At 70.0% G+C, this 25,611-nt stretch carries 18 protein-coding genes; 13 read left to right on the top strand and 5 right to left on the bottom strand.

All coding sequences use genetic code 11. The features are described 5' to 3' along the window. Positions 1–49: 49 nt before the first annotated feature. Positions 50–3,664, top strand: a complete 3,615-nt coding sequence (locus tag GH740_RS01915; protein WP_153744395.1) for a proline dehydrogenase family protein — start codon at positions 50–52, stop codon at positions 3,662–3,664. A 7-nt stretch (positions 3,665–3,671) separates the two neighbouring features. Here GH740_RS01915 and GH740_RS01910 read toward each other — a convergent pair whose 3' ends face one another. Continuing rightward, the gene (locus tag GH740_RS01910; RefSeq protein ID WP_153744394.1) at positions 3,672–5,075 is read right to left on the bottom strand and encodes a GH1 family beta-glucosidase; all 1,404 of its coding nucleotides are present in this window, start codon (positions 5,073–5,075) and stop codon (positions 3,672–3,674) included. Positions 5,076–5,195: 120 nt separating this feature from the next. Here GH740_RS01910 and GH740_RS01905 point away from each other — a divergent pair, with 120 nt between their 5' ends. Genes GH740_RS01905 through GH740_RS01880 form a run of 6 tightly spaced genes read left to right on the top strand, consistent with a single transcriptional unit; the run spans position 5,196 to position 14,278 of the window. Continuing rightward, positions 5,196–6,512: an ABC transporter substrate-binding protein gene (locus GH740_RS01905; protein ID WP_367640312.1), complete on the top strand. Its 1,317-nt coding sequence runs from the start codon at positions 5,196–5,198 to the stop codon at positions 6,510–6,512. Between the two features lie 7 nt (positions 6,513–6,519). Next, positions 6,520–7,500, top strand: a complete 981-nt coding sequence (locus GH740_RS01900; protein ID WP_153744393.1) for a carbohydrate ABC transporter permease — start codon at positions 6,520–6,522, stop codon at positions 7,498–7,500. After that, positions 7,493–8,332 (top strand): carbohydrate ABC transporter permease, encoded by an 840-nt coding sequence (locus tag GH740_RS01895; RefSeq protein WP_367640310.1) that lies wholly within the window; start codon positions 7,493–7,495, stop codon positions 8,330–8,332. The genes GH740_RS01900 and GH740_RS01895 overlap by 8 nt, the downstream gene beginning before the upstream one ends. Further along, positions 8,329–10,236 (top strand): cellulase family glycosylhydrolase, encoded by a 1,908-nt coding sequence (locus GH740_RS01890; protein ID WP_153744392.1) that lies wholly within the window; start codon positions 8,329–8,331, stop codon positions 10,234–10,236. Before GH740_RS01895 ends, GH740_RS01890 begins: the two co-directional genes overlap by 4 nt. A gap of 44 nt (positions 10,237–10,280) precedes the next feature. Next, positions 10,281–11,315 (top strand): LacI family DNA-binding transcriptional regulator, encoded by a 1,035-nt coding sequence (locus GH740_RS01885; RefSeq protein WP_153744391.1) that lies wholly within the window; start codon positions 10,281–10,283, stop codon positions 11,313–11,315. Continuing rightward, positions 11,315–14,278 (top strand): glycoside hydrolase family 38 C-terminal domain-containing protein, encoded by a 2,964-nt coding sequence (locus GH740_RS01880; RefSeq protein ID WP_153744390.1) that lies wholly within the window; start codon positions 11,315–11,317, stop codon positions 14,276–14,278. The genes GH740_RS01885 and GH740_RS01880 overlap by 1 nt, the downstream gene beginning before the upstream one ends. Positions 14,279–14,293: 15 nt before the next feature. On the opposite strand, the gene GH740_RS01875 is transcribed toward GH740_RS01880, so the two are convergent. Further along, positions 14,294–15,748, bottom strand: coding sequence for an HNH endonuclease signature motif containing protein (locus GH740_RS01875; protein ID WP_153744389.1), 1,455 nt, complete (start codon positions 15,746–15,748; stop codon positions 14,294–14,296). Positions 15,749–16,017: 269 nt separating this feature from the next. On the opposite strand from GH740_RS01875, the gene ddaH reads away from it, so the two are divergent. The 3 genes from ddaH to GH740_RS01860 all read left to right on the top strand — a co-directional run bounded on the left by ddaH (position 16,018) and on the right by GH740_RS01860 (position 18,753). Further along, on the top strand, positions 16,018–16,899 hold the full coding sequence (gene ddaH, locus GH740_RS01870) for a dimethylargininase (RefSeq protein ID WP_153744388.1): 882 nt from the start codon (positions 16,018–16,020) through the stop codon (positions 16,897–16,899). After that, positions 16,896–18,119, top strand: coding sequence for an ornithine--oxo-acid transaminase (gene rocD, locus GH740_RS01865; RefSeq protein ID WP_153744387.1), 1,224 nt, complete (start codon positions 16,896–16,898; stop codon positions 18,117–18,119). Before ddaH ends, rocD begins: the two co-directional genes overlap by 4 nt. 61 nt (positions 18,120–18,180) lie before the next feature. After that, positions 18,181–18,753, top strand: coding sequence for a MarR family winged helix-turn-helix transcriptional regulator (locus GH740_RS01860; RefSeq protein ID WP_153744386.1), 573 nt, complete (start codon positions 18,181–18,183; stop codon positions 18,751–18,753). Here the strand turns inward: GH740_RS01860 and GH740_RS01855 are convergent. Genes GH740_RS01855 through GH740_RS01845 form a run of 3 tightly spaced genes read right to left on the bottom strand, consistent with a single transcriptional unit; the run spans position 18,734 to position 21,434 of the window. Further along, complete coding sequence (locus GH740_RS01855; protein ID WP_172978253.1) at positions 18,734–19,300, bottom strand: 3-isopropylmalate dehydratase; 567 nt, start codon at positions 19,298–19,300, stop codon at positions 18,734–18,736. The genes GH740_RS01860 and GH740_RS01855 overlap by 20 nt on opposite strands. After that, positions 19,297–20,583, bottom strand: a complete 1,287-nt coding sequence (locus tag GH740_RS01850; RefSeq protein WP_153744384.1) for an aconitase/3-isopropylmalate dehydratase large subunit family protein — start codon at positions 20,581–20,583, stop codon at positions 19,297–19,299. Before GH740_RS01850 ends, GH740_RS01855 begins: the two co-directional genes overlap by 4 nt. After that, positions 20,583–21,434, bottom strand: a complete 852-nt coding sequence (locus tag GH740_RS01845) for an HpcH/HpaI aldolase/citrate lyase family protein (RefSeq protein ID WP_172978252.1) — start codon at positions 21,432–21,434, stop codon at positions 20,583–20,585. The genes GH740_RS01850 and GH740_RS01845 overlap by 1 nt, the downstream gene beginning before the upstream one ends. A 195-nt stretch (positions 21,435–21,629) precedes the next feature. Between GH740_RS01845 and GH740_RS01840 the strand changes: the two genes are divergently transcribed. Genes GH740_RS01840 through GH740_RS01830 form a run of 3 tightly spaced genes read left to right on the top strand, consistent with a single transcriptional unit; the run spans position 21,630 to position 25,560 of the window. Continuing rightward, a complete protein-coding gene (locus GH740_RS01840) occupies positions 21,630–23,690 on the top strand; it encodes a dipeptide ABC transporter ATP-binding protein (protein ID WP_367640305.1) in 2,061 nt (686 codons plus the stop codon). Next, a complete protein-coding gene (locus GH740_RS01835) occupies positions 23,687–24,616 on the top strand; it encodes an ABC transporter permease (RefSeq protein ID WP_153744381.1) in 930 nt (309 codons plus the stop codon). Before GH740_RS01840 ends, GH740_RS01835 begins: the two co-directional genes overlap by 4 nt. Next, the gene (locus GH740_RS01830) at positions 24,613–25,560 is read left to right on the top strand and encodes an ABC transporter permease (RefSeq protein WP_153744380.1); all 948 of its coding nucleotides are present in this window, start codon (positions 24,613–24,615) and stop codon (positions 25,558–25,560) included. The genes GH740_RS01835 and GH740_RS01830 overlap by 4 nt, the downstream gene beginning before the upstream one ends. Positions 25,561–25,611 lie beyond the last annotated feature (51 nt).

The following is a 25,611-nucleotide window of genomic DNA, read 5'->3' as shown; positions in this document are numbered from 1 at the left end:
TTGGGTGGCGCATGCTGGGAAGGTGAATCATGATGGCGTGCAGTCTGGAATGAGCCAGACGGGAGTGCAGATGTCCGCACAGACGGCCCAGGAGGCCGTCGCCCTGGCCCAGCGCTGGGTCGACGAGTCCGCCGCCGCCGACGTCGATCCCGCCGCGCAGCGGCTGGCCGGGGTCCTGCAGGACAAGAACGGCCTGCCGTTCACCATCGGGTTCGTCGACGGCGTCATGCGGCCCGAGTCGCTCGCCGCCGCGGCATCCAATCTCCGTCGCGTCGCCCCGCTCGTGCCCGGATTCCTGCCGTGGCCCTTGCGCGCGGCGGTGCGCCTGGGCGGCGCTGTCGCCCCCGTGCTGCCGTACCCGGTCGTCCCGATCGCGCGCCGCGTGCTGCGCGGCATGGTCTCGCACCTCATCGTCGACGCCCGGCCGGAGAAGCTGGGCCCGGCCATCTCGACGCTGCGCGCCAGCGGCCACCGGCTGAACCTGAACCTTCTCGGCGAGGCCGTGCTCGGCGAGGCCGAGGCGAAGCGCCGGCTCGACGGCATCCACGAGCTCATCGAACGGCCCGACGTCGACTACGTGTCGGTGAAGGTCTCCGCGATCGTCAGCCACCTGTCGATGTGGGCGTTCGAGCAGGTCGTTCACACCGTTGTCGAGCGCCTGAAGCCGCTGTATCTCACAGCCGCGCGCACCGGAACGTTCATCAATCTCGACATGGAGGAGTACCGCGACCTCGACCTGACGATCGCGGTGTTCACGCGCATCCTCGCCGACCCGCAGCTGACGGGCCTCGAGGCGGGGATAGTGCTGCAGGCCTACCTGCCCGACGCGGGACCGGCCCTGGACCGCCTCACCGCGTGGGCGACCCAGCGCGTCGACGAGGGGGGTGCACGCATCAAGGTGCGCCTGGTCAAGGGCGCGAACCTCGCGATGGAGCACGTCGATGCCACAATGCACGGCTGGCCGCAGGCGCCCTACCGCTCCAAGCTCGACACCGACGCGAACTACCTGCGGTGCCTGGACGCGGCGCTGCGCCCGGAGCGCTCCCGCGCGGTGCGGATGGGGATCGCCGGGCACAACCTGTTCGACATCGCCTACGCGTGGCTGCTCGCCGGCGAGCGCGGCGTCCGGGGCGACGTCGAGTTCGAGATGCTGCTGGGCATGGCGCAGGGGCAGGTCGAGGCCGTCTCCCGGGAGGTCGGCCCGGTGCTGCTGTACGTCCCGGTCGTCAAGCCGCGCGAGTTCGACGTCGCCATCAGCTACCTCGTGCGCCGCCTCGAGGAGAACGCGTCGACGGAGAACTTCCTCTCAGCCGCGTTCGAGCTGCACGACGACACGGCGCTGTTCGAGCGCGAGCGCGGACGATTCCTCGCCTCCGTCGAGCGCGCCGCCGACCCCGCTCTGCACGCCAGCCCGTTCCGGACACAAGATCGCACCGACGAGGTCGGCGACCAGCTGCGACCGCGGCTGCGGCGGGATACTGCGTCCGACCTCGACGAGGGTCTGACCAAGGCCGTGCTGGACATCGCCCGCTCCGCCGACGCGGACGAGGAGACCGCCGTGTTCGCGCCGCGCGAGTCCGGCACCCGCGCACTCGGCGCACCCGGGTTCCGCAACATGCCCGACTCCGACCCGGCGCTGCCGGCGAACCGGCAGTGGGCCGACGCGGTGCTCGCCCGCATCGAGGCCTCGACGGCCGGGGATACCACCCTCGCGCAGGCGCGGGTCGTGGATTCGGACGCATTGCAGGCCATCGTCGCCCGGGTGCGGGATGCCGGAGCCCGGTGGGGCGCGCGTCCCGCCGGCGACCGGTCGACCGTGCTGCAGACCGTCGCCCGCGCCCTCGAAGCGCGCCGCGGCGAGCTCATCGAGGTCGCGGCATCCGAGACCGGAAAGGTCTTCAGCGAGGGCGATGTCGAAGTGAGCGAGGCCGTCGACTTCGCGAACTACTATGCGGCGAACGCCCGCGAGCTCGATCGGGTCCCGGGCGCCGTGTTCATGCCGTCCAACGTGACCGTCGTCACTCCGCCGTGGAACTTCCCCGTCGCCATCCCCACCGGCGGCGTGGTGGCTGCCCTCGCGGCGGGCTCGGGAGTCGTCTTCAAGCCCGCGCCGCAGGCGCGCCGCTGCGCGGCCGTGATCTGCGAGGCGCTGTGGGATGCCGGCGTTCCCCGGGACGTCCTCGCGCTTGTCGACATCGACGAGGGCGGGCTCGGGGAGCAGCTGATCACGCACCCGGACGTGGACCGCGTGATCCTCACCGGCTCCTGGGAGACGGCGGCGCTGTTCCGCTCATGGCGGCCCGACCTGCCGCTGCTGGCGGAGACCAGCGGCAAGAACGCGATGATCGTGATGCCCTCCGCCGACCTCGACCTGGCGGCATCCGACCTCGTCAAGAGCGCGTTCGGGCACGCCGGCCAGAAGTGCTCGGCCGCGTCCCTGGCGATCCTCGTCGGCCCGGTGGGGCGCAGCGAGCGGTTCCGCCGGCAGCTGATCGACTCCGTCCGCTCCCTGCGGGTGGGCGTGCCGTCCGACCCGACCAGCGAGGTGGGCCCGGTCATCGAAAAGCCGCAGGGCAAGCTCGCCTGGGCGCTGATGACCCTCGATGAGGGGGAGAGCTGGCTCGTCGAGCCGGAGCCGCGCGACTTCGGCCCCGAGACCGAGGGTCGGTACTGGACGCCCGGCGTGCGCGTCGGCGTGCACCCCGGATCGCGGTTCCACCTCGAGGAGTTCTTCGGGCCGGTCATGGGCGTCATGCACGCCGCCTCGCTGGCCGAGGCGATCGAGCTGCAGAACGGCGTGGCATACGGCCTGACCGCGGGTCTGTACACGCAGAGCCCGGAAGACCTCGCGCAGTGGCTGGAGCACGTTCAGGCGGGCAACCTGTACGTGAACCGCGGGATCACCGGCGCCATCGTGCAGCGCCAGCCGTTCGGCGGCTGGAAGCGCTCGTCGGTGGGCGCCGGCACGAAGGCCGGCGGGCCAAACTACCTGATCGGGCTCGGGTCGTGGCGGGCCTCGGAGGGGGCCGCGGCATCCAAGACGCTGCACCTGCGGGGACTTGACGCGCGGATCACCGCGGTGATCGAAGCCGCACAGCCATCCCTGGACTACGCGGGGTTCGAGTGGCTGCGCCGGTCCGCGCTGTCCGACGCCGTCGCGTGGGACCGCGAGTTCGGCCAGGTGAAGGACGTGTCGGGCCTCGGCGTGGAGCGGAACCTGTTCCGCTACCGGTCGCTGCCGGTCGCCGTCCGCGCCACCGCTGACGCATCGCGGCAGGAGGTGCTGCGCATCGCCATCGCCGGCGTGCGCTCCGGCGCGGCGTTCACACTGTCGCTGACCACCGGGCTGCCGGCCGCGGTCCGGCGGGTGCTCGACGAGCAGGGTGTCCCGGTGTTCGTGGAGACCGATGCCCAGTGGATGCAGCGGATGGGCGGGACGTCCCGCCCGGGCCGCGTGCGGCTGGTGGGCCGGCCGGAAAGCGTGGCCGCGCTGCACCGTGCGCTGGCCGAGGCCGTGCACGGCGACCCGGACCTCGCCGTCTACGACAACGAGACCACGAGCGCCGGCCGCCTCGAGCTGCTGCCGTTCCTGCACGAGCAGGCGATTGCCATCACCGCGCACAGGTTCGGCAACCCGGACCCGTGGAGCGAGGCCGTCATCTGACCGTGCCTCAGCCCGCGAGGACGCGCGTCCGTGCGAGCTGCGCGTACCAGGCGGCACTGTCCTTCGGGGTGCGCTCCTGCGTGTCGAAGTCGACGCGCACGAGGCCGAAGCGCTTCTCGTAGCCGTAGGCCCACTCGAAGTTGTCCAGCAGCGACCACGCGTAGTACCCGCGCACGTCGGCGCCGTCGGCGATGGCCCGCTGCACTTGCGCGAGGTGCCGGCGCAGATAGTCGATCCGGTCCGGATCGTGCACGGCGTCGGGGTACGCGGCGCCGTTCTCGGTCACCAGCAGCGACATCCCGGGGTTTTCGCGGTGCATCCGCATGAGCAGCTCGTACAGTCCCGTGGGGTCGATGTTCCAGCCCATCTCCGTGTACGGCCCCGGCTCGCGGATGAACTGCACCGACTCGGCGCCCGGCCACGGCGACGCCGCCGAGGCGTTGTGGCCGGTGTTCTGGTTGCGGTCCCCCGTGCCGTCCCACTCGCGCACCCGGCTCGTCGAGTAGTAGTTCACGCCGATCGTGGTCAGCGGCTGGTTCACGTCGGCGAGGTCCCCGTCCTTCACGAACGACCAGTCCGTGACGGATGCCGTGTCGGCGATGAGGTCGTCGGGAAACGCGCCCGCGAACAGCGGACCCGTGAACACCCGGTTGCCCAGCGCGTCGATGCGCCGGACGGCGTCTCGGTCGCCGGCGTGGTCGGGCCGGTCCGGGCGGACCACATGCAGGTTCAGTGCGATCGAGAACTCCGCGTCCCCCCGCACGCGTCCGCGCAGCGCCTGCAGCGCCAGCCCGTGCGCGAGGTTCAGGTGGTGCGCGGCCCGCAGCGCCGTGGCGGGGTCCGTGATCCCCGGCGCGTGCACGCCGGAGGCGTGTCCGAGGAACGCCGAGCACCACGGCTCGTTCAGCGTCGTCCAGCCGTCGACGCTGTCGCCCAGCGCCTCGCCGACGATCGCGGCGTAGTCGGCGAACGCCTCGGACGTCTCGCGGACGCCCCACCCGCCGGCATCCTGCAGCGCCTGCGGCAGGTCCCAGTGGTAGAGCGTCGCCAGCGGCCGGATGCCGCGGTCGCGCAGCCCGTCCACGAGACGCGCGTAGAAGTCCAGGCCCTGCTGGTTCGCCGCTCCGCGACCGGTGGGCTGGATGCGCGGCCACGCTATCGAGAACCGGTAGGAGTCCAGGCCGAGCCGCGCCATGAGGTCCAGATCCTCGTCCAGCCGGTGGTAGTGGTCGCACGCGACGTCGCCGGTATCCCCGTGCGCCACGCGGCCGGGGGTGTGGCTGAACGTGTCCCAGATCGACGGGCCCCGCCCGTCTTCGTCGACGGCGCCTTCGATCTGGTAGGCGGCCGTCGCGGCGCCGAACAGGAAGCCGTCGGGGAACGGGATGGATGCCGCGGTGGATGTCGTCATTGCTGCCTCGTCGTCTTTCCGTCGTGGACCGAGACCGAATCGTGATCTTGAACCGAACCGGTTAAGTTAGGCTAGCGCTCAGATTCCCGCCAGGGAAGTGCGAGACGAAGGAGTCAAGAGGTGGAAGCGAAGAACAAGGCGATCGCGGCGGCTACGGCCGTGGCGGCACTCTCGATGGTGCTGGCAGGGTGCGCGGGCGGCGGCGGTACGGCCGCCGACAACGGCACTGGCAAGACCACCATCACGTACTGGGCCAGCAACCAGGGCACCAGCCTCGACAACGACAAGCAGGTGCTCACCCCGATCCTGCAGGAGTTCACGAAGCAGACCGGCATCACCGTCGACCTCGAGGTGATCGGCTGGAACGACCTGCAGACCCGGATCCAGACCGCCGTCACCAGCGGACAGGGACCGGATGTCGTCAACATCGGCAACACGTGGGGAGCCGCGTTCCAGTCCACCGGCGCTTTCACCCAGTTCGACGGCAAGAACGCGTCCGCGATCGGGGGCCTCGACCGCTTCGTGAAGACGGCGCTGGACGCCGGCGGAGCCCCCGGCAAGACCCCCACCTCCGTTCCCCTGTACGGGCTCGCGTACGGCCTGTACTACAACAAGGCGATGTTCGCGGCCGCGCAGCTGCAGCCGCCGACGACGTGGGACGAGCTCGTCACCGACGCGAAGAAGCTCACCCACGGCGACCAGTGGGGCCTGACCCTCGCCGCCGGCAGCTACACGGAGAACATCCACTTCGCGTTCCTGACCTCCGCCCAGAACGGCGGCGAGTTCTACGACGCCAGCGGCAAGCCCACGTTCGACACGCCCGAGAACGTCGCAGGCATCAAGCGCTACCTCGACCTCATGCAGCTTCACAAGGCGGCCAACCCCGCCGACGCCCAGTACGACAACGCGTCCTCCTCGGCGGCCGACCTCGCCTCCGGCAAGGCCGCCATGTTCCTCAGCCAGAACAACGCCGACTCGACGCTGAAGGCCGACGGCATGAAGCCCGGCGACTGGGGTGTGGTGCCGCTTCCCGCACCGGGCGATGCCAAGGCGCAGATCTCGACCTTCCCCGCCGGGATCAACATCTCGGTCTTCGACTACACGAAGCACCTGCCGCAGGCGCTGGAGTTCGTGAAGTACATGACGAGCCCTGACGTGCAGGCGAAGCTCGCCGTCCCGTACTCGGTGCTGCCGGTGCTCGGCAGCGCCGACGCGAAGTTCACCACCGACGCCGACGAGGCGAAGGTCTTCATGGACGCCTATCAGAACCGGTCCAAGCCGCTGCCGCAGGTGGCCAGCGAGGGCGACTTCGAGAGCACCATCGGCAAGGGGATCAGCGGGCTGTTCGCGCAGATAGCGACCGGGAAGACCGTCACCGACGCCGACATCTCCGCGATGCTGGACAACGCCCAGCAGCAGGTCGAAGCCGCCGGCTGATCGCGTCATGTCCGCAACAGCACCCGCCCGCATCTCGCCCGGACACGTCACCGATCCACCGAACGCGGCGCCACGACGGCGCCTGCGCTCACGCTGGTGGCTGCCGTACGTCCTGCTGGTCCCGGCCGTCGTGTTCGAGCTGCTCGTGCACCTCATCCCGATGGTCACGGGCATCTGGATAAGCCTCGTGAAGCTCACCCAGCAGTACCTGCGCAACTGGAGCGAAGCGCCGTTCCTGGGCCTGGGCAACTACCGGGTGTCGCTCGACGTGCACGGCGCGGTCGGGCGGGCGCTGCTGCAGTCGTTCCTCATCACGTGCGCCTTCACGGTGCTCGTGGTCGGCATCGCCTGGATCGCCGGGATGGCGGCGGCTGTCGCGCTGCAGCGGAAGTTCCCCGGGCGGGGGCTGTTCCGCACGCTGTTCCTGGTCCCGTACGCGATCCCGATCTACGCGGGCATCATCGCGTGGAAGTTCATTCTGCAGAAGGACACCGGCGCGCTGAACCATCTCCTCTTCGACAACCTCGGCCTGCCCGGCGAGAAGCCGTTCTGGCTGATCGGCGGCAACGCGTTCTGGTCGCTCGTGATCGTGGCGATCTGGCGGCTGTGGCCGTTCGCGTTCCTGATGCTGATGGCGGGCATGCAGTCGGTGCCCGAGGACCTGTACGAGGCGTCCGCGGTCGACGGGGCGAAGCCGTTCCGGCAGTGGCGCTCGATCACGGTGCCGATGCTGCGACCCGTGAACGTCGTGCTGGTGCTCGTGATGTTCCTGTGGACGTTCAACGACTTCAACACGCCGTTCGTGCTGTTCGGGAAGACCGCGCAGCCACCCGCCGGCGACCTCATCTCGTTCCACATCTACAACGCGTCGTTCCTCACGTTCAACTTCGGCTACGGCTCGGCGATGTCGGTGCTGCTGCTGCTGTTCCTGCTCGTGGTGACCGTCGCGTATCTGCTGTTCGTGAACCGGAGGTCCCAGCGTGCGTGAGACCACCGGTGCCCGGGTGTTCCGCATCGTCACCGTCGTCGTGCTGAGCCTTTTCACGCTGTTCCCGATCTGGGTGATGATCACCTCCTCGGTCAAGCCCCTCGGCGAGGTGCTCGACAGCTTCACGTGGTGGCCGCAGCACATCACCTTCCAGCCGTACATCGACATCTGGCGGACCGTGCCGCTGGCGCAGTACTTCGCGAACAGCCTGATCGTGTGCACGGCGGCCACGGCCGTCAGCCTCGTGATCGCCGTGTTCGCCGCCTACGCCGTCTCCCGGTGGCGGTTCCGGGGGCGCGGCGTGTTCACCACCACGGTGCTGTCCACGCAGATGTTCCCCGGCATCCTGTTCCTGCTGCCGCTGTTCCTCATCTTCATCAACGTGACGCAGGCCACCGGCATCCCGCTGATCGGCACCCGGCTGGGACTGGTGATCACGTACCTCACGTTCTCGCTGCCGTTCTCGATCTGGATGCTGGCCGGCTACTTCGACGCCATCCCGCGGGATCTCGACGAGGCGGCGGAGGTCGACGGGACCGGGTCGATGGGCGCGCTCTGGCACGTGCTGCTGCCGGCCGCACGTCCGGGACTGGTCGCGGTGGGCATCTACAGCTTCATGACCAGCTGGGGCGAGCTGCTGTTCGCCTCGGTGCTCACGAACGGCCCCACCCAGACGCTCGCCATCGGCCTGCAGCAGTACTCCACACAGGTGAACGTGTACTGGAACCAGATCATGGCGGCATCGCTCGTGGTCAGCGTCCCGATCGTCGTCGCGTTCCTGCTGCTGCAGCGCAGCTTCGTCGCGGGGCTGACAGCGGGAGCGGTCAAATGACGGATGCCGCGACCCTCCCGCTCTGGCTTGGCGCGAACTTCTGGTCCCGCGCCGGCGGTCCGCGCATGTGGACCGACCGCTACGACCCCGCCGTCGTCCGCGACGAGCTGGCGGTGCTGGCCGCGCATGGGCTGACGGTGACCCGGTCGTTCTTCTTCTGGCCGGACTTCCAGCCCGAGCCCGACCGGCTCGACGAGGACTGCGTCGCGCGGTTCGCCGATTTCCTCGACGCGCATGTTCAGGCCGGCATGACCACGATCCCGACGTTCATCGTCGGGCACATGTCGGGCGAGAACTGGGACCCGACCTGGCGCGACGGTCGCGACCTGTACCGCGACGTCTGGTTCGTGGCCCGGCAGGCGTGGTACGTGCGCGAGCTGACCGCGCGCTTCCACCGGCATCCCGCCGTCGCCGGGTGGCTGCTCAGCAACGAGGTCCCTATCTACGGAGGTGAGGCGCCGCACGACGCCGTCGCCGCGTGGGCGCAGATCCTCGTCGATGCCATCCGCGCCGTCGGCTCGACCCTGCCGGTGTCCACCGGGGACGGCGCGTGGGGCATCGAGACCACGGGGCACGACAGCGGATTCCGGCTGCGGGAGCTCGCACCGCTGTCGCAGTTCGTCGGACCGCATGTGTACCGGATGGAGGCCGACGTCATCCGTCAGCACCTGAAGGCCGCGTGGGTCGCGCAGCTGTGCGGCATCGCGGGCCTCCCGGTGGTGCTGGAGGAGTTCGGCGTGACGGACGCGTACGTGTCTGCGGCGAACGCGGCGGTGTATTACCGGCAGCAGCTGCACAACACTCTCGTCGCGGGCGTGCGCGGGTGGATTGCGTGGAACAACACCGATTTCGATGACCTCGTCGCCGAGCGACCGTATTCGCACCACCCGTTCGAGATGCACTTCGGCATCACGGATGCCACCGGTGCCCCCAAACCCGCCCTGAAGGAGCTGGAGCTGTTCGCCGCCGACCTGGCGGCGATGGACGCGGCCGGGCTGCGACGCGCGCCCGCCGACACCGCCCTGGTCATCCCGTCGCACCTGGCGGAGGGATACCCGTTCAGCCGGGAGTCCGAGCGCGAGCACATCGTCGCGGTCGGCGAGCAGGCGTATGCGGCCACGCGCGAGGCGCACCTGCCGGTGACGGTGGAGCGGGAGAGCGCCGACGGGGGTGTGGCGCCGGGGTACCGGCTGTACCTGCTGCCGTCGGTCAAGCAGCTGTGCGGCCCGACCTGGCGCCAGCTGGTCACGCTGACCGACGACGGCGCCGTCGTCTACGCGTCGTACTGCGCGGGGGAGGCGCCCGCGCAGCGCGGACCGTGGTGGGCGTTCACCGAGGAGCTGTTCGGCGTGACCGTCGGCACCTCGTACGGGCTCGTGGAGCCGATCGAGGACGACGTCGTGACGATCGAGATGACCGCCGGGCTGGGCGCCCTCCGGGCCGGCGATCGGCTGCGGTTCCGTGCGTCCGGGACGCCGGATGCGCGCGCGTACCTGCCGGTGGATGTCACGGCCGGCGACGTGCTCGCCGTGGACGGCCACGGCCGTCCGGCCCTCGTCGGCCGCCGCCACGGCGCCGGCTACGCCGTCCTTTGCACCTACCCGCTGGAGTACCTCGCCGCCCGGTGCGCGCGCGTGAACCCCGAGGACACGTGGCGGCTGTACGACGCGCTCGCCGCCCTCGCCGGGGCGGACCGGCCGCTCACGGTGGAGGACCCGCGCGTGTTCGCGGACACCGTCGCGCACGCCGACGGCCGGCGGTTCGCCGTGTTCGCCAGCCAGCACCCCGACGCCGCCGACGTGACGCCGGTCGTGGCATCCGGCGCCCTGCACCACCTGGACGGCACCCCCGATCCCGTCGTCGCGCTCGGCCCGTACGGCACGGCGGTGCGCGAGATCCGCTGAACGCTGATGCGCCACCGACCGGCGGCGTGGAAGAGTTGGCATCGATGAGCAGTGGAAAGAAGAGGGCCGCGGCGCACGTGACCATCCACGAGATGGCCCGCAGACTCGGGATCTCGGCCGCATCGGTGTCGTACGCGCTGAACGGCCGGCCCGGAGTGGGCGAGGCCACCCGGGAGCGCGTGCTCGCCCTCGCACGCGAACTGGACTGGCATCCCAGCTCGTCCGCACGCGCCCTCTCCCGCTCGCGCACCGACACGATAGGCATGGTGCTGCGCCGCGACCCCGAACTGCTGGGCCAGGAGCCGTACTACATGAGCCTGCTCAGCGGCGTGGAATCCGTCCTCGCCGAAGCGGGACAGTCGCTCATGCTGCGGATGGTCGGGACCGCTCCCGGCCGCGACCTGGACGTGTACCGGCAGTGGAGCGCCGAGCGCCGCGTCGACGGCGTTATAGTGCTGGACCGGCTCGTCGAGGATCCGCGACCGGCCCTGTTGCGCTCGCTCGGGATGCCGTTCGTGATGCACGGTCTGCGCCTTGACCCGGCCACCGGCACCCAGGTCGTCGAGGACCTCGTCACGGACGCCCGCGTGCTCGTCGACCATCTCGCGTCGCTCGGGCACACGGACATCGTCGACGTCACCGGCCCGCTGAACCTCGCCCATGAGGTGGAGCGGCGCGACGCCGTCGCCGCCGAGGCCGCCGTCTGCGGCATCCGGGTGCAGGTCGTGGAAGGCGACTACACACGCGCGGGCGCCGAGCGCCTCGTCGCCGACCGGCTGCCGTCCTGGCGCGAGGCGACCGCCGTGATCAGCTCCAACGACGTCATGGCACTCGGGATCCTGCGCTCGCTGACCGTGGCCGGGCGGACCGACGTGGCCCTCGTGAGCTGGGACGACTCGATGCTGTGCGACATCTCCGCCCCCTCGATCACCGCGCTCGCGCGCCACCCCGACGTGCAGGGCCAGCGCAGCGCGCGGAATCTGCTGCACGCCATCGACGCCGACCCGGAACAGGCCGAGCCGCCGATGCCGAGCCGGCTCGTCGTGCGCGAGACCAGCGTCCCCGCCAGGAGGGGATGATGCACGAGCAGCAGTCCCTCACCATCCGACGCGTGCGCCGCGTGCTCGAGGAGCGCCTGCGGCCCGCCGTGCACAGCGACCCGCACCCGCTCGGGATCGCCGCGCACACGGTGGGCGGGGAGCCGATCCCGGTGGCGGAGGGGCTGGCCGGACCGTTCACGCCGTTCGAGATCGGCAGGGAGTGGGGACGGGCGTGGGACACCACGTGGTTCCGGGTGACCGGTCGCATCCCGGCATCCTTTGCCGGCCGGCGCGTCGAGGCCGTCGTCGACCTCGGGTTCGATGCCGCGATGCCCGGGTTCCAGGCGGAGGGGCTCGTGTACCTCGCCGACGGCACCCCGGTCCGGGCGATCCACCCGCGCGCACAATGGGTGCCGATCGACGCGGCCGGCGAGGTCGAGTTCTTCGTCGAGGCCGCCGCCAATCCGGTCGTGCTCGACGCCGCCGCGCCGTTCCGGCCGACCGAGCAGGGCGAGTGGGACACCGCGGGCGACCGGCCCCTGTACCGGTTCGCCCGCGCCGACCTGTGCGTGTTCGAGGCCGAGGTGTTCGAGCTCGTGCACGACGTCGAGGTGCTGCTGCAGCTGGCCGAGCAGCTCCCGGATGCATCCACCCGGCGCGCCCGCATCCTGCGCGCACTCGACGACGCGCTGGACGCCGTCGACCTGCAGGATGTCGCGGGCACCGCCGGCGCCGCGCGAGCCGTGCTCGCCCAGCCGCTGGCGGCCCCGGCCGAGCACAGCGCGCAGCGGATCACCGCTATCGGGCACGCGCACATCGACTCGGCGTGGCTGTGGCCGCTGCGGGAGACGGTCCGCAAGGTCGCCCGCACCGCGACGTCCATGACGCGGCTGCTCGACGAGCACCCCGAATTCGTGTACGCGATGTCCAGCGCGCAGCAGTACGCGTGGCTGCGCGACGAGCGGCCCGAGGTGTTCGCGCGCGTGAAGGCGGCCGTCGCCGACGGGCGGTTCCTGCCGGTGGGCGGGATGTGGGTCGAGTGCGACGCGGTGCTGCCCGGCGGCGAGTCCCTCATCCGGCAGATAGCGTACGGTCAGCGGTTCTTCCGCGAGGAGTTCGGGATCGAGTGCCGCGGGGCCTGGCTGCCCGACAGCTTCGGCTATTCCGGCGCGCTGCCGCAGATCCTCGCCGGTGCCGGCTTCGAGTGGTTCCTCACGCAGAAGATGTCGTGGAACCAGACGAATCGCTTCCCGCACCACACGTTCTGGTGGGAGGGCATCGACGGCACCCGGGTGTTCACGCACTTCCCGCCGATGGACACGTACGAGTCCCAGCTGACCGGGGCCGAGATCGCCCGTGCCACGCGGCAGTTCGCGGAGAAGGCCGCGGCATCCTCGTCCCTCGCGCCCACCGGATACGGCGACGGCGGTGGCGGGACGACCCGCGAGGCGATTGCCCGGGCGCGCCGGCTGGCCGATCTGGAGGGGAGCGCGCGCGTCGCGTGGGAGACGCCCGACGCGTTCTTCGCGCGGGCGCGGGCCGAGCTGCCCGACGCGCCGGTGTGGCGCGGCGAGCTGTACCTCGAGCTGCACCGGGCCACGTACACGACCCAGCACGCGATGAAGCAGGGCAACCGGCGCAGTGAGGAACTGCTGCGCCAGGCGGAGCTGTGGGCGGCGACGGCGGCGCTGCGGGCGGGGCGTCCGTACCCGTATGAGGTGCTCGACGATGTCTGGCGCGAGGTGCTGCTGCTGCAGTTCCACGACATCCTGCCCGGGTCGTCCATAGCGTGGGTGCATCGCGAGGCGCGCGAGCGGTATGCGCGCATCGAGCGCACCCTGCGCGGCGTGATCGGCGACGCGCTGGCGGCCCTCGGCGTCGGGATCGGCGGCGACGCCGTGCTCGTGAATCCCGCGACGGTGCCGCAGCGCGGCGTGCCCGCCGGCGGGGTCGGCGTGGGATCGGCCCCCGTGGCGCGCCGCGCGGAGGCGTCCGGCGACGGCTTCGTCCTGTCCAGCGACCATGTGCGGGTCGTGGTCGATGCCGCCGGACGCATCGTGTCGGCCCGCGACCTGGCGACCGGACGGGAGGCGATTCCGGCGGGCCTCGCCGGCAATCTCCTCCAGCTGCACCAGGACTTCCCGAGCCAGTGGGATGCATGGGACGTGGACGCGCACTACCGCGGCCGGTACGAAGACCTCACCGGGCGTGCGCACCTGGACGGCGACGCGGTGGTCGTGGAGACAGCGTTCGGCGCGTCGTCGATCACGCAGCGGCTGACGCTGTCCGACGACGGGCGGACGCTCGAGATCGACAACACCGTCGACTGGCGCGAGACCGAGAGGTTCCTCAAGCTCGCCGTTCCGGTCGACGTGTTCACGGACGAGGTGACCGCCGAGGCGCAGTTCGGACACCACCGCCGGCCCACGCATGAGAACACGTCGTGGGACGCCGCGAAGTTCGAGCAGCATGCGCAGCGCTGGTTCCTGCTGGCCGAGCCGGGCTTCGGCGTCGCGTTCCTCTCGGACAGCACGTACGGTTTCGACGTCACCCGACGCGAGCACCAGGGCCGGATCGTCTCGCACGCGCGGTTCTCGATGCTGCGCGCGCCGCGATACCCGGATCCGCGCACCGACCAGGGCACGCAGCGGATGCGGTTCGGCCTCGTGGTGGCGGCGGATGTCCGGGATGCCGCGACTGCGGCATCCCGCTTCACGGCGCCGGCCGTCGAGGCCTTCGGCGGCGACGTCCGCCCGCTCGTCGAGGTGGCGGGGGCGGCGCTGAGCGCGGTGAAGCTCGCCGACGACCGTTCCGGGGACCTGGTCGTGCGCGTGTACGAGTCGACCGGCGGCCGGGCAGCGGCATCCCTCACCATCCCGGCCGGGGACTTGGTCCGCGCCGACCTGCTGGAGCGGCCGGGGGAGAGCGTGCCGGTCGTCGACGGGACCGTGCAGCTGACGCTGCGCCCGTTCGAGATAGCGACGCTGCGCGTGCGGGGCTGAGCCGGCGGCGCGGCGTCAGAACGGCACGGGGTCGCGCACGAGCGCGTGGGCCATCTCGTGGTCCCGGTGGGGACCCGGGTCGATCATGGCGACCGGGGTGAATCGGACGGTGCCGGGTGGCCTGGTGAGGTGGATGCGGCGGGTGGGCGCGGTCCAGCGGAGGATCCCGCCCGGCAGCTGCTCGACGGACCAGTCCGTGTCGTGCTTGAGAGTGTGATGCCTCTTGCAGAGATGCTCGAGATTGCACAGGCACGTCGGCCCGCCGTCGGCGTACGCGATCGTATGGTCGATGTCGGACTTCTGCGCGGTGCGGCGGCATCCGGGGAATCGGCACTGTTCGTCTCTGACCTGCAGGAACAGCTTCTGCCGCTTCGAGGGCCGGTACCGGTCGACGCTGATGGGAACCCCGCCGCACGGATCGGTGAACACCCGCGTCCACGTCGGGGCCATTCCCGCGAGGTGCTTCGCGGTGTCGTCGTCGATGGGCCCGAACCCGGTGACGGCCGCGCCGCCGACGGTCGTCCCCGTCAGTGCCGTTGCGGGGACGGTGACCTGCACGGTTGCGGTGATGGCGCCGAGAGCGTCCCGGCCCTGGTCGGTCGCGCCGTGCCCGTCGGCAGCGCTGGTCAGCAGCAGGTCGCAGAGCACGTCCGCCATGATCTGCGCGTGGGTGCGCTCGTCGAATACCGGCGCATCCGCGTCGCTGTCGGCCGGGGCATCGCCGCCAGCACCGGTGACAGCCTCGTCATCCGCCGTCGCGTCCGCGAGAGCGGCGGCCGCTGCGTCGGCCTTCTCCGCCGCGTTCTGCTCGAACAGCTCGGCGGCCATGTCGCGGAGGCGGTTGTACACGCCGACACCCTGCGCGGTCGGCACGTCGGCGCTGATCCGAGCCAGTCCCGGCTCCAGCGCCCGCACCGTCACTTTCCGGCGCTCGACGGCTTCGCGCACGCGTCGCTCGGTGCCCTCCGGGTCAAGGCGCACGACGAGTCCCTCCAGCGCCGGCTTCAGCTGGCTCGGAGTCATCTCCCCTGCCATGTCGAGGGCGACGGCCTCGTATTCGCGGCGGACCGCGTCGTCCCCGATAGCGACACCGGTGTCCGCTATCGCGGTCGCGTGCTCCGGAGAGATGCGTCCGCAACTGGCGTCGCACAGCGTCTCGTGGAACTGGTTCGTCAGCGTCCACGCGATGGAGACCTTCCGGGCCACCTGCCACTCGCTCAATCGCAGGGCGGCGCCGATCTCGGCGAACACCTCCCGCATACCCAGCTGCGATGTGTTCGTGAGAGCGCCGTCCGTCCGCGCGGCGCGTTCTCGTTCACGCCTGTCGACCAGATCGGTGACGCGAGCGAAGAAGAACATCTCCGCCGCGAAAGCGGATGCTGCGCGCTCCCGAGACTGGGAGAGCAGATCGACGATCTCATCGAGTTCCGAGATCGCGGGAGACGGGCCCGCACTGAGCGATGCTGACATCGGGTCCCCCTCCTGTTCGATCGTCGGTGTTCGCTGGTATCAAGGTTACCGTAAATAGATACTAATAACAATGCCTTGATTCGACTCCTGTGGAGAAAGTATCTGCGGGCGACGCCCGCACCACCACACTCAGCGCGTGCCGAGCATTCCTGCCGTCGGTCGTGGGAGAATGAACGTGGCGTGCCCGTGTCGCATCTTCCCCATCGTCGGGTTGAACTTCCGCCGGGCCCGAGGACGGCGTCCGCCTATCACGTTCAGTGAGGAGCAGAATGTCCCTTTCCGAGACCGCCGTCGCACAGCCATCGGCATCCGACCGCATCCAGCAGCACCGTCGATACCTGATGTGCAAGCCGGCGCACTTCACGGTCAGCTACGAGATCAACCCGTGGATGCACAAGGCCATCCCCACCGACACCGCGAAGGCCGTGCGGCAATGGCAGACGCTGTACGACACGTACCTGTCGCTCGGCCACGAGATCGAGCTGATCGACCCCATCCCGGGTCTGCCCGACATGGTGTACACCGCCAACGGCGGATTCGTGATCGACGGCAAGGCGCTGGGCGTCAAGTTCTCCGTGAACGAGCGCCGTGGCGAAGAGCGCCCGTTCATGGACTGGTTCGCATCGCACGGGTTCGAGGTGACCGAGCCGATCGCCGCGCAAGAGGGCGAGGGCGACATCCTCCTCGTCGGGGACACGATCCTGGCCGGGTTCGGCTTCCGCTCCTCGATCGACAGCCACCGCGAGGTCGCCGACCTGTTCGGACGCGAGGTCGTCTCCCTGAAGCTCGTGAACCCGAGCTTCTACCACCTCGACACCGCGATCAGCGTCCTGGACCCGGTCCAGGGACCCGGCGGTGTGGACAAGGCCAACATCGCGTACCTGCCGAACGCGTTCGACGACACCAGCCGCGGCATCCTCGCCGAGCGGTATCCGGATGCCATCCGTGTCGACGACGCCGACGGCGACGTGTTCGGGCTGAACTCCGCCAGCGACGGACGCAACGTCTTCATCTCGCCGCGCGCGAAGGGCTTCGACGCGCAGCTGCGCGAGCGCGGCTACAACCCCGTGCACGTCGACCTGTCCGAACTGCTGCTGGGCGGCGGCGGCATCAAGTGCTGCACGCTCGAACTGCGAGGGGGCACGCGATGACCACCGCACCGACGCTGGACACCACGGCGGTCCGCATCATCCGCGGCGAGGACGAGCACCTCGCCCACAACTACCACCCGCTGCCGGTCGTCGTCTCCCAGGGCGAGGGGGTGTGGGTCACGGATGTCGAGGGCAAGCGGTATCTCGACCTGCTGTCGGCCTACTCGGCGCTGAACTTCGGGCACCGTCATCCTGCGCTCGTCGCCGCGGTGACCGAGCAGCTCGGCAAGCTCACGCTCACGAGCCGCGCGTTCCACAATGACAAGCTCGGCGCGTTCGCCGCCGCGCTCGCCGACCTGTGCGGCAAGGACCTCGTCCTGCCGATGAACACCGGCGCGGAGGCCGTCGAGACCGGCATCAAGACCGCGCGTGCGTGGGCGTACCGGGTCAAGGGCGTGGCCCCGGATGCCGCGACGATCGTGGTCGCGAACGGCAACTTCCACGGCCGCACCACCACTATCGTCGGCTTCAGCGACGACCCGACTGCGCGCGACGGCTTCGGGCCGTTCACGCCCGGCTTCATCAGCGTGCCGTATGGGGATGCGGCAGCCATCGATGCCGCGATCGACGAGAACACCGCGGCCGTGCTGATCGAGCCGATCCAGGGCGAGGCCGGCGTCATCATCCCGCCGGAGGGGTATCTGAAGGCCGTGCGGGAGATCTGCACGCGGAACAATGTCCTGTTCATCGCCGACGAGATCCAGTCCGGACTCGGGCGCGTCGGCGCGACGTTCGCGTGCGATCGCGAGGGCGTCGTCCCCGACGTGTACCTGATGGGGAAGGCGCTGGGCGGCGGCATCCTCGCCGTCTCGGCGATAGCGGCGAACCGCGACGTCCTCGGCGTCATCCAGCCGGGCGAGCACGGGTCCACGTTCGGCGGCAATCCGCTCGCCGCGGCGGTCGGCCTCAAGGTCGTCGAGATGCTGGCCACCGGCGAGTACCAGGAGCGCGCGGTGGCGCTCGGCGAGCACCTGAAGGCAAAGCTCGATGAGCTCATCGGGCACGGCGTCACCGAGGTGCGCGCGGCAGGGCTCTGGGCGGGGGTGGACATCGACCCGGCGGTGGGGACCGGCCGGGAGGTGGCCGAGCGCCTGCTGGCGCGCGGCGTGCTCGTGAAGGACACGCACGGCCAGACCATCCGGATCGCGCCGCCGCTGACGATCCGCGCCACCGAGCTGGACTGGGCCATCGAGCAGCTCAAGCTCGTCCTCGACGACTGACGCGCTCGCAGCGGTTTGGATCTAAACTGTGAGACGCTGATCACCGCCGGGAGGAATGGCATTGGCAGAGTCCGCACACGGTGCAGATCCCTCCCTCGAGGCGGCGCCCATCCGGGAGCCCCTCGAGGGAAACCTGAAGCGCACGACGTATGCTCCGGCCCCGATCTCGTACATCAACGGCGTCTTCGTCTGGGGCGCGTCCGAGATCTATCGACAGCGGTTCGGCATCGGCATCAACGAGTGGCGGATGCTCGGCAAGCTGAGCACGTTCCCCGGCAGCACCGCCGCGGACGCGACGACGGACCTCGGCATGAACAAGTCCACGGTCTCGCTCGCCATGACGGCCCTCCTCGAGAAGGGCCTCATCGTCACGGAGAACGAAGGCCGCACCCGGCGCATGTATCTGACGCAGAAGGGCGCCGACCTGTATCAACGGATCCGCCCGATCGCGGAGGAGCGTGAGCGGATCATGCTCGCCGCACTCGACGAGGACGAGATCTCCGCGTTCCGGAGTTATCTCGCCCGTATCGCCGGCCGGGGCCCCGCGCTGCGTAGCTTCGATATGGAGCAGCTCGGCTCATCGGCGGAGGACAGCGCCGCAGAGGTCGCTGACGTCAGCGAGCCGACCCACTGACCGGCGTGGAGTCCGCCCCGTCGGGCGGCACTATCCCTGCCTCGGCCAGCCGTTCCCTGATCAGCTCGAGCACTCCTCCCACGCGATAAACGTCCGCGACGCTGGCAGGCATCTGCGGCAGGGGCAGCTCGGTCTGCTGCGACAGATTGCGCACCACCCGCGCCGGATAGTCGATCTGGATCCTGTCGCCGTCGTCGACGAAGTCCTGGATCCCGGTGATCGCATACGTGGGAAGCGCGAGTGCGATGCTGTTGCGCCGATGGATGCGGGCCACCGACTCGGCGAGCACGGCCGCCACGCCCGAGAGCTGCAGCGCCTCGACGGCCGATTGCCGCGCCGACCCGCATCCGAAGTTCTGCCCCGCGACGACGATGTCGCCCTCACGGACGCCGTCCGGGAAGTCCGGCCGCACTCCGCGCAGGCAGTTCAGCCGCAGCGTCTCGTCCCGGGTGGCGCCCTCCAGCCCGCCACCGGCCAGCTGGTTCGTGTCCACGGAGTCGCCGATCTTCCACGCGCGTCCGGTCAGTATCGTCTCGAGTGCGGTCATTGCAGGTACTCCGTGGGATCGGTGATGCATCCTTCGATCGCGGACGCCGTGACGGTTGCCGGACCTGCCAGATAGATCTGCGCGTCGGCGGTCTGCGACCCGCCGAAACGACCGCGATAGTTGCGTGTGGTCGCCGTGATGCAGACTTCCTCGTTCAGGACGATGCCCGGTGACTGGCAGATCGAGCATCCCGGTTCGAGCACCTGTGCACCCGCCTCGAGGAGGACAGCGACCAGACCCGCCTCGACGCACTGCCGGTAGACGCCCATCGATGCCGGCGAGATGTAGAACCGCACCCCCGGGGCGACCTTGCGCCCGGCCAGCATCCGTGCAGCGATCTCGATGTCCTCGAACCGGCCGTTGGCGCACGACCCCAACCGGGCCTGGTCGATGCGCACGCCGGCGGTCTCGCCGACCGGGACCACATTGTCGAAGCGGTAGGGCTTGGCGACCTGGAAGCCGATCTCGTCGCAGTCGATCTCGATGACCTCGGCGTACGCGGCGCCCGGGTCGGCTGCCACCGGTTCGAACGGAGCGTCGGTGCGCGCGCGCACATACTCGAGGGTCTTCGCGTCAGCCTCGAACACGCCGAACTTGGCGCCGACTTCGACCGCGTGGTCGGCGATCGTCAGACGCGTGGCTATATCCATCTTCTCGGCGAGCGGACCCGTGAACTCGAGAGCCCGGCCCTGCGCGAACGTCTCGCCGTATCGGCCCGCGAGGTAGAGGATGATGTCCTTGCCGAACGGGTGATTCTTCGGCTCGCCGTGCAGGACGATCTTGATCGTCTCGGGAACCGTGAAGTAGAGCTGACCGAAGCTCCAGGCGTACGCGGCCTCGTTCGTGCCGATGCCGGTGGAGACAGCATTGATGCCGCCGTATGAGATGGTGTGCGAGTCGCAGCCGACGATGAGCTCACCCGGGCGGACGAATCCGTGGTCCAGCATCATCTGGTGGCATACGCCCGGTTCGGAGTCGATGAAGTGCTCGAGGCCGAGCCGCTCTGCGTCACGGCGGGCGTACAGGTTCGTGTAGGCCTCCAGCACCGTGGGCGGCGGCTGCACGTGCTCGCTCATGAGGTAGACGCGGGCGGGGTCCCAGACCGTCGGCGGACCGTCCACGAACCCGATCTTCTTGAACGCGTTGCGGAAGAACTGGTACATCACCACGAGCAGTCCGTCGATGTCGGCGTCGATCATCTCGCCGGCGCGCACGGCCGCTCCTGCGCGGTTCTGACGGGAGAGGACCTTCTCGGCGATCGTCTGCGGGAACCGGTTCGCCATCAGCGGCTCCCTTCCGCCCCGGCGGTGACGTCCGCGAGGATGCCGTCGGGGAGCCCCGCGAGCAGTTCGCGTCGGGCTCGGTCTGCTCCGCTGCGGATGAGGCCCAGATCACTGGATGTCATGAGGAAGCGCACCCCGGCGGCGATGGCCCGAAGCTGCAGCTGCGGCGAGGGCGCTCCACCGGATCCCGCCACCAGGCCGTGCCGCCGCGTGACGTCGACGAGGGTGCGCAGCGCGTCGCCGACTTCAGGACTGGTGAATTCGCCCGGGATGCCCATGTCGGCGAGCAGGTCGCCGAGCCCCAGATAGAGTCCGTCCACACCCGGCACCGCGGCGATCTCCTCGATGCTGTCGAGGCCTTCACGGGACTCGATCATGCAGAACACCATGACGGCGTCGTTCTCGGCGCGCATCTGCACGTCGGCCGGGACGGCGCGGAAGTCGTAGTGGACGGACATCCCGGCGACCGACCGACGCCCCATCGGGCCGTACTTCGCAGCGGCGACGAGCTGTCGAGCCTGGTCTGCCGAGACGACGTCAGGTGCCACTATGCCGAGGATGCCGGCGTCCAGGTACCGCGAGATGTCCGGATCGGCGGCCGAGCGGACCCGTACGAATGGGGCGACGCCCGCGCCCAGCGCCGCCTGGGCGATCTGAGTGATCTGCTGACCGTCGAAGACGGCATGCTGCGTGTCGATGTAGAGGAAGTCGTGGCCGGTGGCCTTGGCCAACAGCGCGATCTCGCCCGAGCGCACGGCCCGCACGCCGATACCCAAGGCGATCGCGCCCGCGGCGACGCGTTCACGCACTCGATTGGCGATCGCGAACGGCGCTGTGTCGACTGCTGACATCTCGTTTCCCATCGTCCGGACTCGCAGTTGATATTGAAACCTTCAGCGAGCATAATGCAGGTTTAGAACTAAACCTAGTTTAGAGCTAAACTTTGATCGACGACGGCGTTGAAGGAGATGGCTGAGGTCATGCGAACCCGGGCGGGCAACCCACCACGGCCGAGCGGCGACGCTCGGACCTCCGCCGATCGACCTGTGTTCGCCGTACGCGATCTGCGCGTCACGTTCGGGTCCGAGGACGATTCGGCCGTCGCCGTGGCCGGAGTCGACTACGAGCTGCATCGTGGCCAGACGCTCGGGGTCGTCGGGGAGAGCGGCTCGGGCAAGTCCGTCACTGTCCTGGCGGCGCTCGGCCTGCTGCCCGGAAGCGCGAACGCGACCGTCACCGGACAGGCGCTGCTGGACGGGCAAGATCTGCTCACGATGGGGGACCAGCGTCGCCGTGCCGTGCTCGGCGCAGACATCGCGATGATCTTCCAGGACCCGATCTCGTCGCTGAACCCGGTGCAGCGCATCGGCGACCAGCTCACCGAGATGATCCGGCTGCACACCCCGGGGGTGCGCCGAGCCGCGGCGTGGGCGCGTGCGATCGAGCTGCTCGACCTCGTGGGCGTACCCCGGCCGGATGTGCGCGCGCGCCAGTTCCCGCACGAGTTCTCCGGAGGCATGTGTCAGCGGGCGATGATCGCCCTCGCCATCGCGAACCGTCCGAAGGTGCTCATCGCCGACGAGCCGACGACGGCCGTCGACGTGAGCGTGCAGGCGCAGATTCTCGAGGTGATCCGGGTCGCGGCCGCCGAAACCGGTGCCGCCACGGTGCTGATCTCCCACGACATGGGAGTGATCGCCGAGATGGCCGATCGCATCTGCGTGATGTACGGCGGGCGGGTCGTCGAATCGGGGCTCGCCGCCGACGTGTTGCGTGAGCCGCGACATCCCTACACACGCGGGCTGCTCGCATGCATCCCGCGACTGGACGGCGACCTCACTCGTCTGACTCCGATCCCGGGACAGCCGCCGACACCGCAGGAGATCGGTGCGGGATGCGCCTTCGCGCCCCGTTGTGCGGTCCGGGCGGGCCGCGGAGTGTGTGTGGAGACGGTGCCGATCCTGCAGGGCTCCACCGGGTCCGGCCGGCGGGCGGCGTGCCACTTCATCGACGAGGTCGACCGGGGTCCCGTGGATGCCTCAACGGGCGGGCGGCCACTGCTGCCGGTCGTGGCGGTGAGGACGGCCCCGGCACCCACGAACCCTTCACCGGAGCCTGCGCTGCTCGAGGTGAAGGGACTCGTGAAGGACTTCCGCATCGCCGGGCCCGGCGGCTCGAGGTCCGTGTTGAGAGCCGTCCAGGGAGTGGACCTGACGATCCACCGCGGCCAGACGCTTGGGCTGGTCGGCGAGTCGGGATGCGGGAAGTCCACGACCGCCCGCCTGCTGATGCGCTTGGAGACGCCGACCGCCGGGACGATCCGATTCGACGGGGAGGATCTGGGACGCGCCTCCGGCCGCCGGCTGCAAGAGCTGCGCAGGCAGATCGCCATGGTGTTCCAGGATCCGAAGGACTCGCTGAACCCCCGGCTGTCGGTCGGCGAGAATGCGGCGGAGCCGCTGCGGATCGCGGGGTGGACCCGCGTCGACCGTGATCGGCGCGTCCGCGAGCTGTTCGACCAGGTCGGGCTGCGGGAGGCGCACCTGCACCGCAGGCCCGGCGAGCTGTCCGGCGGGCAGCGTCAGCGCGTCGCCATCGCCCGAGCCCTCGCGCTGCGGCCGAAGCTCCTCGTGATGGACGAACCGGTCTCCGCACTCGACGTCTCCGTCCAGGCGCAGGTGCTGAACCTCCTCGACGATCTGAAGCGGGAGCTCGGGCTCGCGTACCTGTTCGTGAGCCACGATCTCAGCGTCGTCCGGCACGTCAGCGATCGGGTCGCGGTGATGTACCTCGGACGGATCGTGGAAACGGCGTCGGCGGACCGGATCTTCGCCGCGCCCCGGCATCCATACACGAAGGCGCTGCGGGCATCGGTGCCTTCGCCGGAGATCCCCGCAGACGGAGGGCGCACGCGGCGCGCCCCGCTGCAGGGCGACCCGCCGAGCCCCATCGACCCGCCCCGCGGGTGCGGCTTCCGCTCGCGCTGCCCGATCGCCACGTCCGAGTGCGCCGAGGTCGAGCCGCTCCTGCGTGCGGCCGGAGACGACGCCGCCGACCTCACGGCGTGCCATCACGCCGAGCCGATGCTCATGGAGGTGGCCCGATGAGCCGGGACGCGAACGGGCGTCGACTCGCGCGCCGCCGATTCCCGCGGCCGGGCACCGTGGATCTCTCCTCCCGTGCCGAGCGGTTCGCGGTCATGCACAACCTGCTGCGCGACAAGGCAGCCCTGGCCGGGATCATCTTTCTATCGGCTCTGCTGGTGGCGACGCTGTCGGCGACCTGGGTTCTTCCGCTGGATGCCGCGGCCCAGTCGGCAGACGTGCTTCGGGGGCCGTCGCTGCAGCACTGGCTGGGGACCGACGAATTCGGCCGGGACCTCGGCACCCGACTGATCGTGGGTGCGCGCGTGAGCCTGGAAGTGGGCTTCGGGTCGGCGGTGTTCGCGGCCGTGATCGGCGTGACCACGGGCCTGGTGGCCGGATACCTCGGCGGCTGGTGGGACGCCGTGCCGATGCGGATCATGGATGTGGCGCTCGCCCTGCCCGATGTCGTCCTGGCGCTCGTGATCGTCGCCGCGCTGGGCAACACGAACCTCAACCTGGTCATCGCGATAGGAATCGCCTTCATCCCGATCTTCGCCCGGGTCACCCGCGCCGCCGTCCTCACCGTCCGCGAGCGCGCCTACGTCCAGGCCTCGAAGGCGATGGGCGCCGGCAGCACCGACACGATGTTCCGCACGATCCTGCCGAACGTCCTCGGCCCCGTCATCGTCCAGTTCGCCATCACCGCCGCCGTCGCCATCGTGGTGTCCGCCGCACTCGGCTTCCTCGGCCTCGGCCCCGCGGCCCCCGCGCCCTCCTGGGGCGGCATGCTCCAGACGGCCAAGTCGTACCTCTATCAGAACCCGTGGTACGCGGTGTTCCCCGGCGTCGCCCTGATGCTCACCGTGCTCTGCCTGGATCGCCTGGGCAACAGTCTGCGCGTGGCCATGGGCATCCAGACCACCGAGACCGCAAAGGCGGCGCGATGACCGGGTTCCTGCTGCGTCGACTCGGCCAGTTCCTGCCGGTGCTCGCCCTGGCGGCCATCGCGGTGTGGGCCGTCGTCTACGCGCTCCCCGGCGATCCGACGACGGTGCTGGGCGGGCTTGATGCGACACCGGAGCAGATCGCCGCGATCCGCGAACGACTCGGGCTGGATCAACCGGTGCACCTCCAGTTCCTCACGTGGCTCACGCACACGCTTCAAGGGGACCTCGGAACATCGAGCACATCGGGATTCCCGGTGACGCAGATCCTCGCCGGTGCGATCCCCGCCACCGCCCAGCTCGCGGTGCTCGCCATGCTGATCACCGTCGCCGTGGCGATTCCCCTGGGCATGATCGCCGCGCTCGCCCCACGCGCCGCCGGAGGCCGGATCGTGAAGGGATGGCTCTCGCTGAGCCTTGCCACACCGCCGTTCTGGATGGGCCTGCTCCTGGTCATCGCGTTCAGCGTCGGCCTGCGCGCCCTCCCGGCGGCATCACGTTTCGTCCCCGTGTGGGAGGACCCAGCGGGTGCTCTGCGCAACATGATCCTGCCGGCGCTCGCGCTCGGCGTCTACTCCGGGGGTGTGCTCGCCCGCTTCGTCGCTGCATCGCTGTCCGAGGTGATGGAAAGCGACTACATCCGGACCGCGCGCTCGAAGGGTGCCTCCCCGACGCGTGTGGTGGTCCGGCATGCGATGCGCAACTCGCTCCTGCCCGCCCTGACGGTCGGCGGACTGCAGCTGGGGTCGTTGCTGGGCGGCGCCGTGGTCATCGAGGTGCTGTTCTCCTACTCGGGAATCGGGCGTCTGCTGTTCAACGCCGTCGCCGAGCGGGATTACGCGATCCTGCAGGCGACGATCATGTTCGTCGTCGTCGTCTTCCTCGTCATCAATCTCGTCATCGACGTCCTCTACGCGGTTCTGGATCCACGGATCCGCCTGAAATGACGTCGTCGTCCCCGCGATGTGCGGCGAAGCACCCGCGCACCACCCACCGAT

Origin of the sequence: Microbacterium sp. SYP-A9085 (assembly GCF_009649635.1) — a bacterium.
Lineage (GTDB): Bacteria > Actinomycetota > Actinomycetes > Actinomycetales > Microbacteriaceae > Microbacterium.
The sequence above is the reverse complement of the archived record's forward strand: the minus strand, read 5'-3'. Positions and strand labels throughout refer to the sequence as shown.

Excerpts from the sequence above, each read along its gene's own strand:
- GH740_RS01915 (WP_153744395.1), top strand. The coding sequence starts at position 50 with ATGAGCCAGACGGGAGTGCAGATGTCCGCACAGACGGCCCAGGAGGCC.
- GH740_RS01910 (WP_153744394.1), bottom strand. The coding sequence starts at position 5,075 with ATGACGACATCCACCGCGGCATCCATCCCGTTCCCCGACGGCTTCCTG.
- GH740_RS01900 (WP_153744393.1), top strand. The coding sequence starts at position 6,520 with ATGTCCGCAACAGCACCCGCCCGCATCTCGCCCGGACACGTCACCGAT.
- GH740_RS01890 (WP_153744392.1), top strand. The coding sequence starts at position 8,329 with ATGACGGATGCCGCGACCCTCCCGCTCTGGCTTGGCGCGAACTTCTGG.
- GH740_RS01885 (WP_153744391.1), top strand. The coding sequence starts at position 10,281 with ATGAGCAGTGGAAAGAAGAGGGCCGCGGCGCACGTGACCATCCACGAG.
- GH740_RS01880 (WP_153744390.1), top strand. The coding sequence starts at position 11,315 with ATGCACGAGCAGCAGTCCCTCACCATCCGACGCGTGCGCCGCGTGCTC.
- GH740_RS01875 (WP_153744389.1), bottom strand. The coding sequence starts at position 15,748 with ATGTCAGCATCGCTCAGTGCGGGCCCGTCTCCCGCGATCTCGGAACTC.
- ddaH (WP_153744388.1), top strand. The coding sequence starts at position 16,018 with ATGTCCCTTTCCGAGACCGCCGTCGCACAGCCATCGGCATCCGACCGC.
- rocD (WP_153744387.1), top strand. The coding sequence starts at position 16,896 with ATGACCACCGCACCGACGCTGGACACCACGGCGGTCCGCATCATCCGC.
- GH740_RS01855 (WP_172978253.1), bottom strand. The coding sequence starts at position 19,300 with ATGACCGCACTCGAGACGATACTGACCGGACGCGCGTGGAAGATCGGC.
- GH740_RS01850 (WP_153744384.1), bottom strand. The coding sequence starts at position 20,583 with ATGGCGAACCGGTTCCCGCAGACGATCGCCGAGAAGGTCCTCTCCCGT.
- GH740_RS01845 (WP_172978252.1), bottom strand. The coding sequence starts at position 21,434 with ATGTCAGCAGTCGACACAGCGCCGTTCGCGATCGCCAATCGAGTGCGT.
- GH740_RS01835 (WP_153744381.1), top strand. The coding sequence starts at position 23,687 with ATGAGCCGGGACGCGAACGGGCGTCGACTCGCGCGCCGCCGATTCCCG.
- GH740_RS01830 (WP_153744380.1), top strand. The coding sequence starts at position 24,613 with ATGACCGGGTTCCTGCTGCGTCGACTCGGCCAGTTCCTGCCGGTGCTC.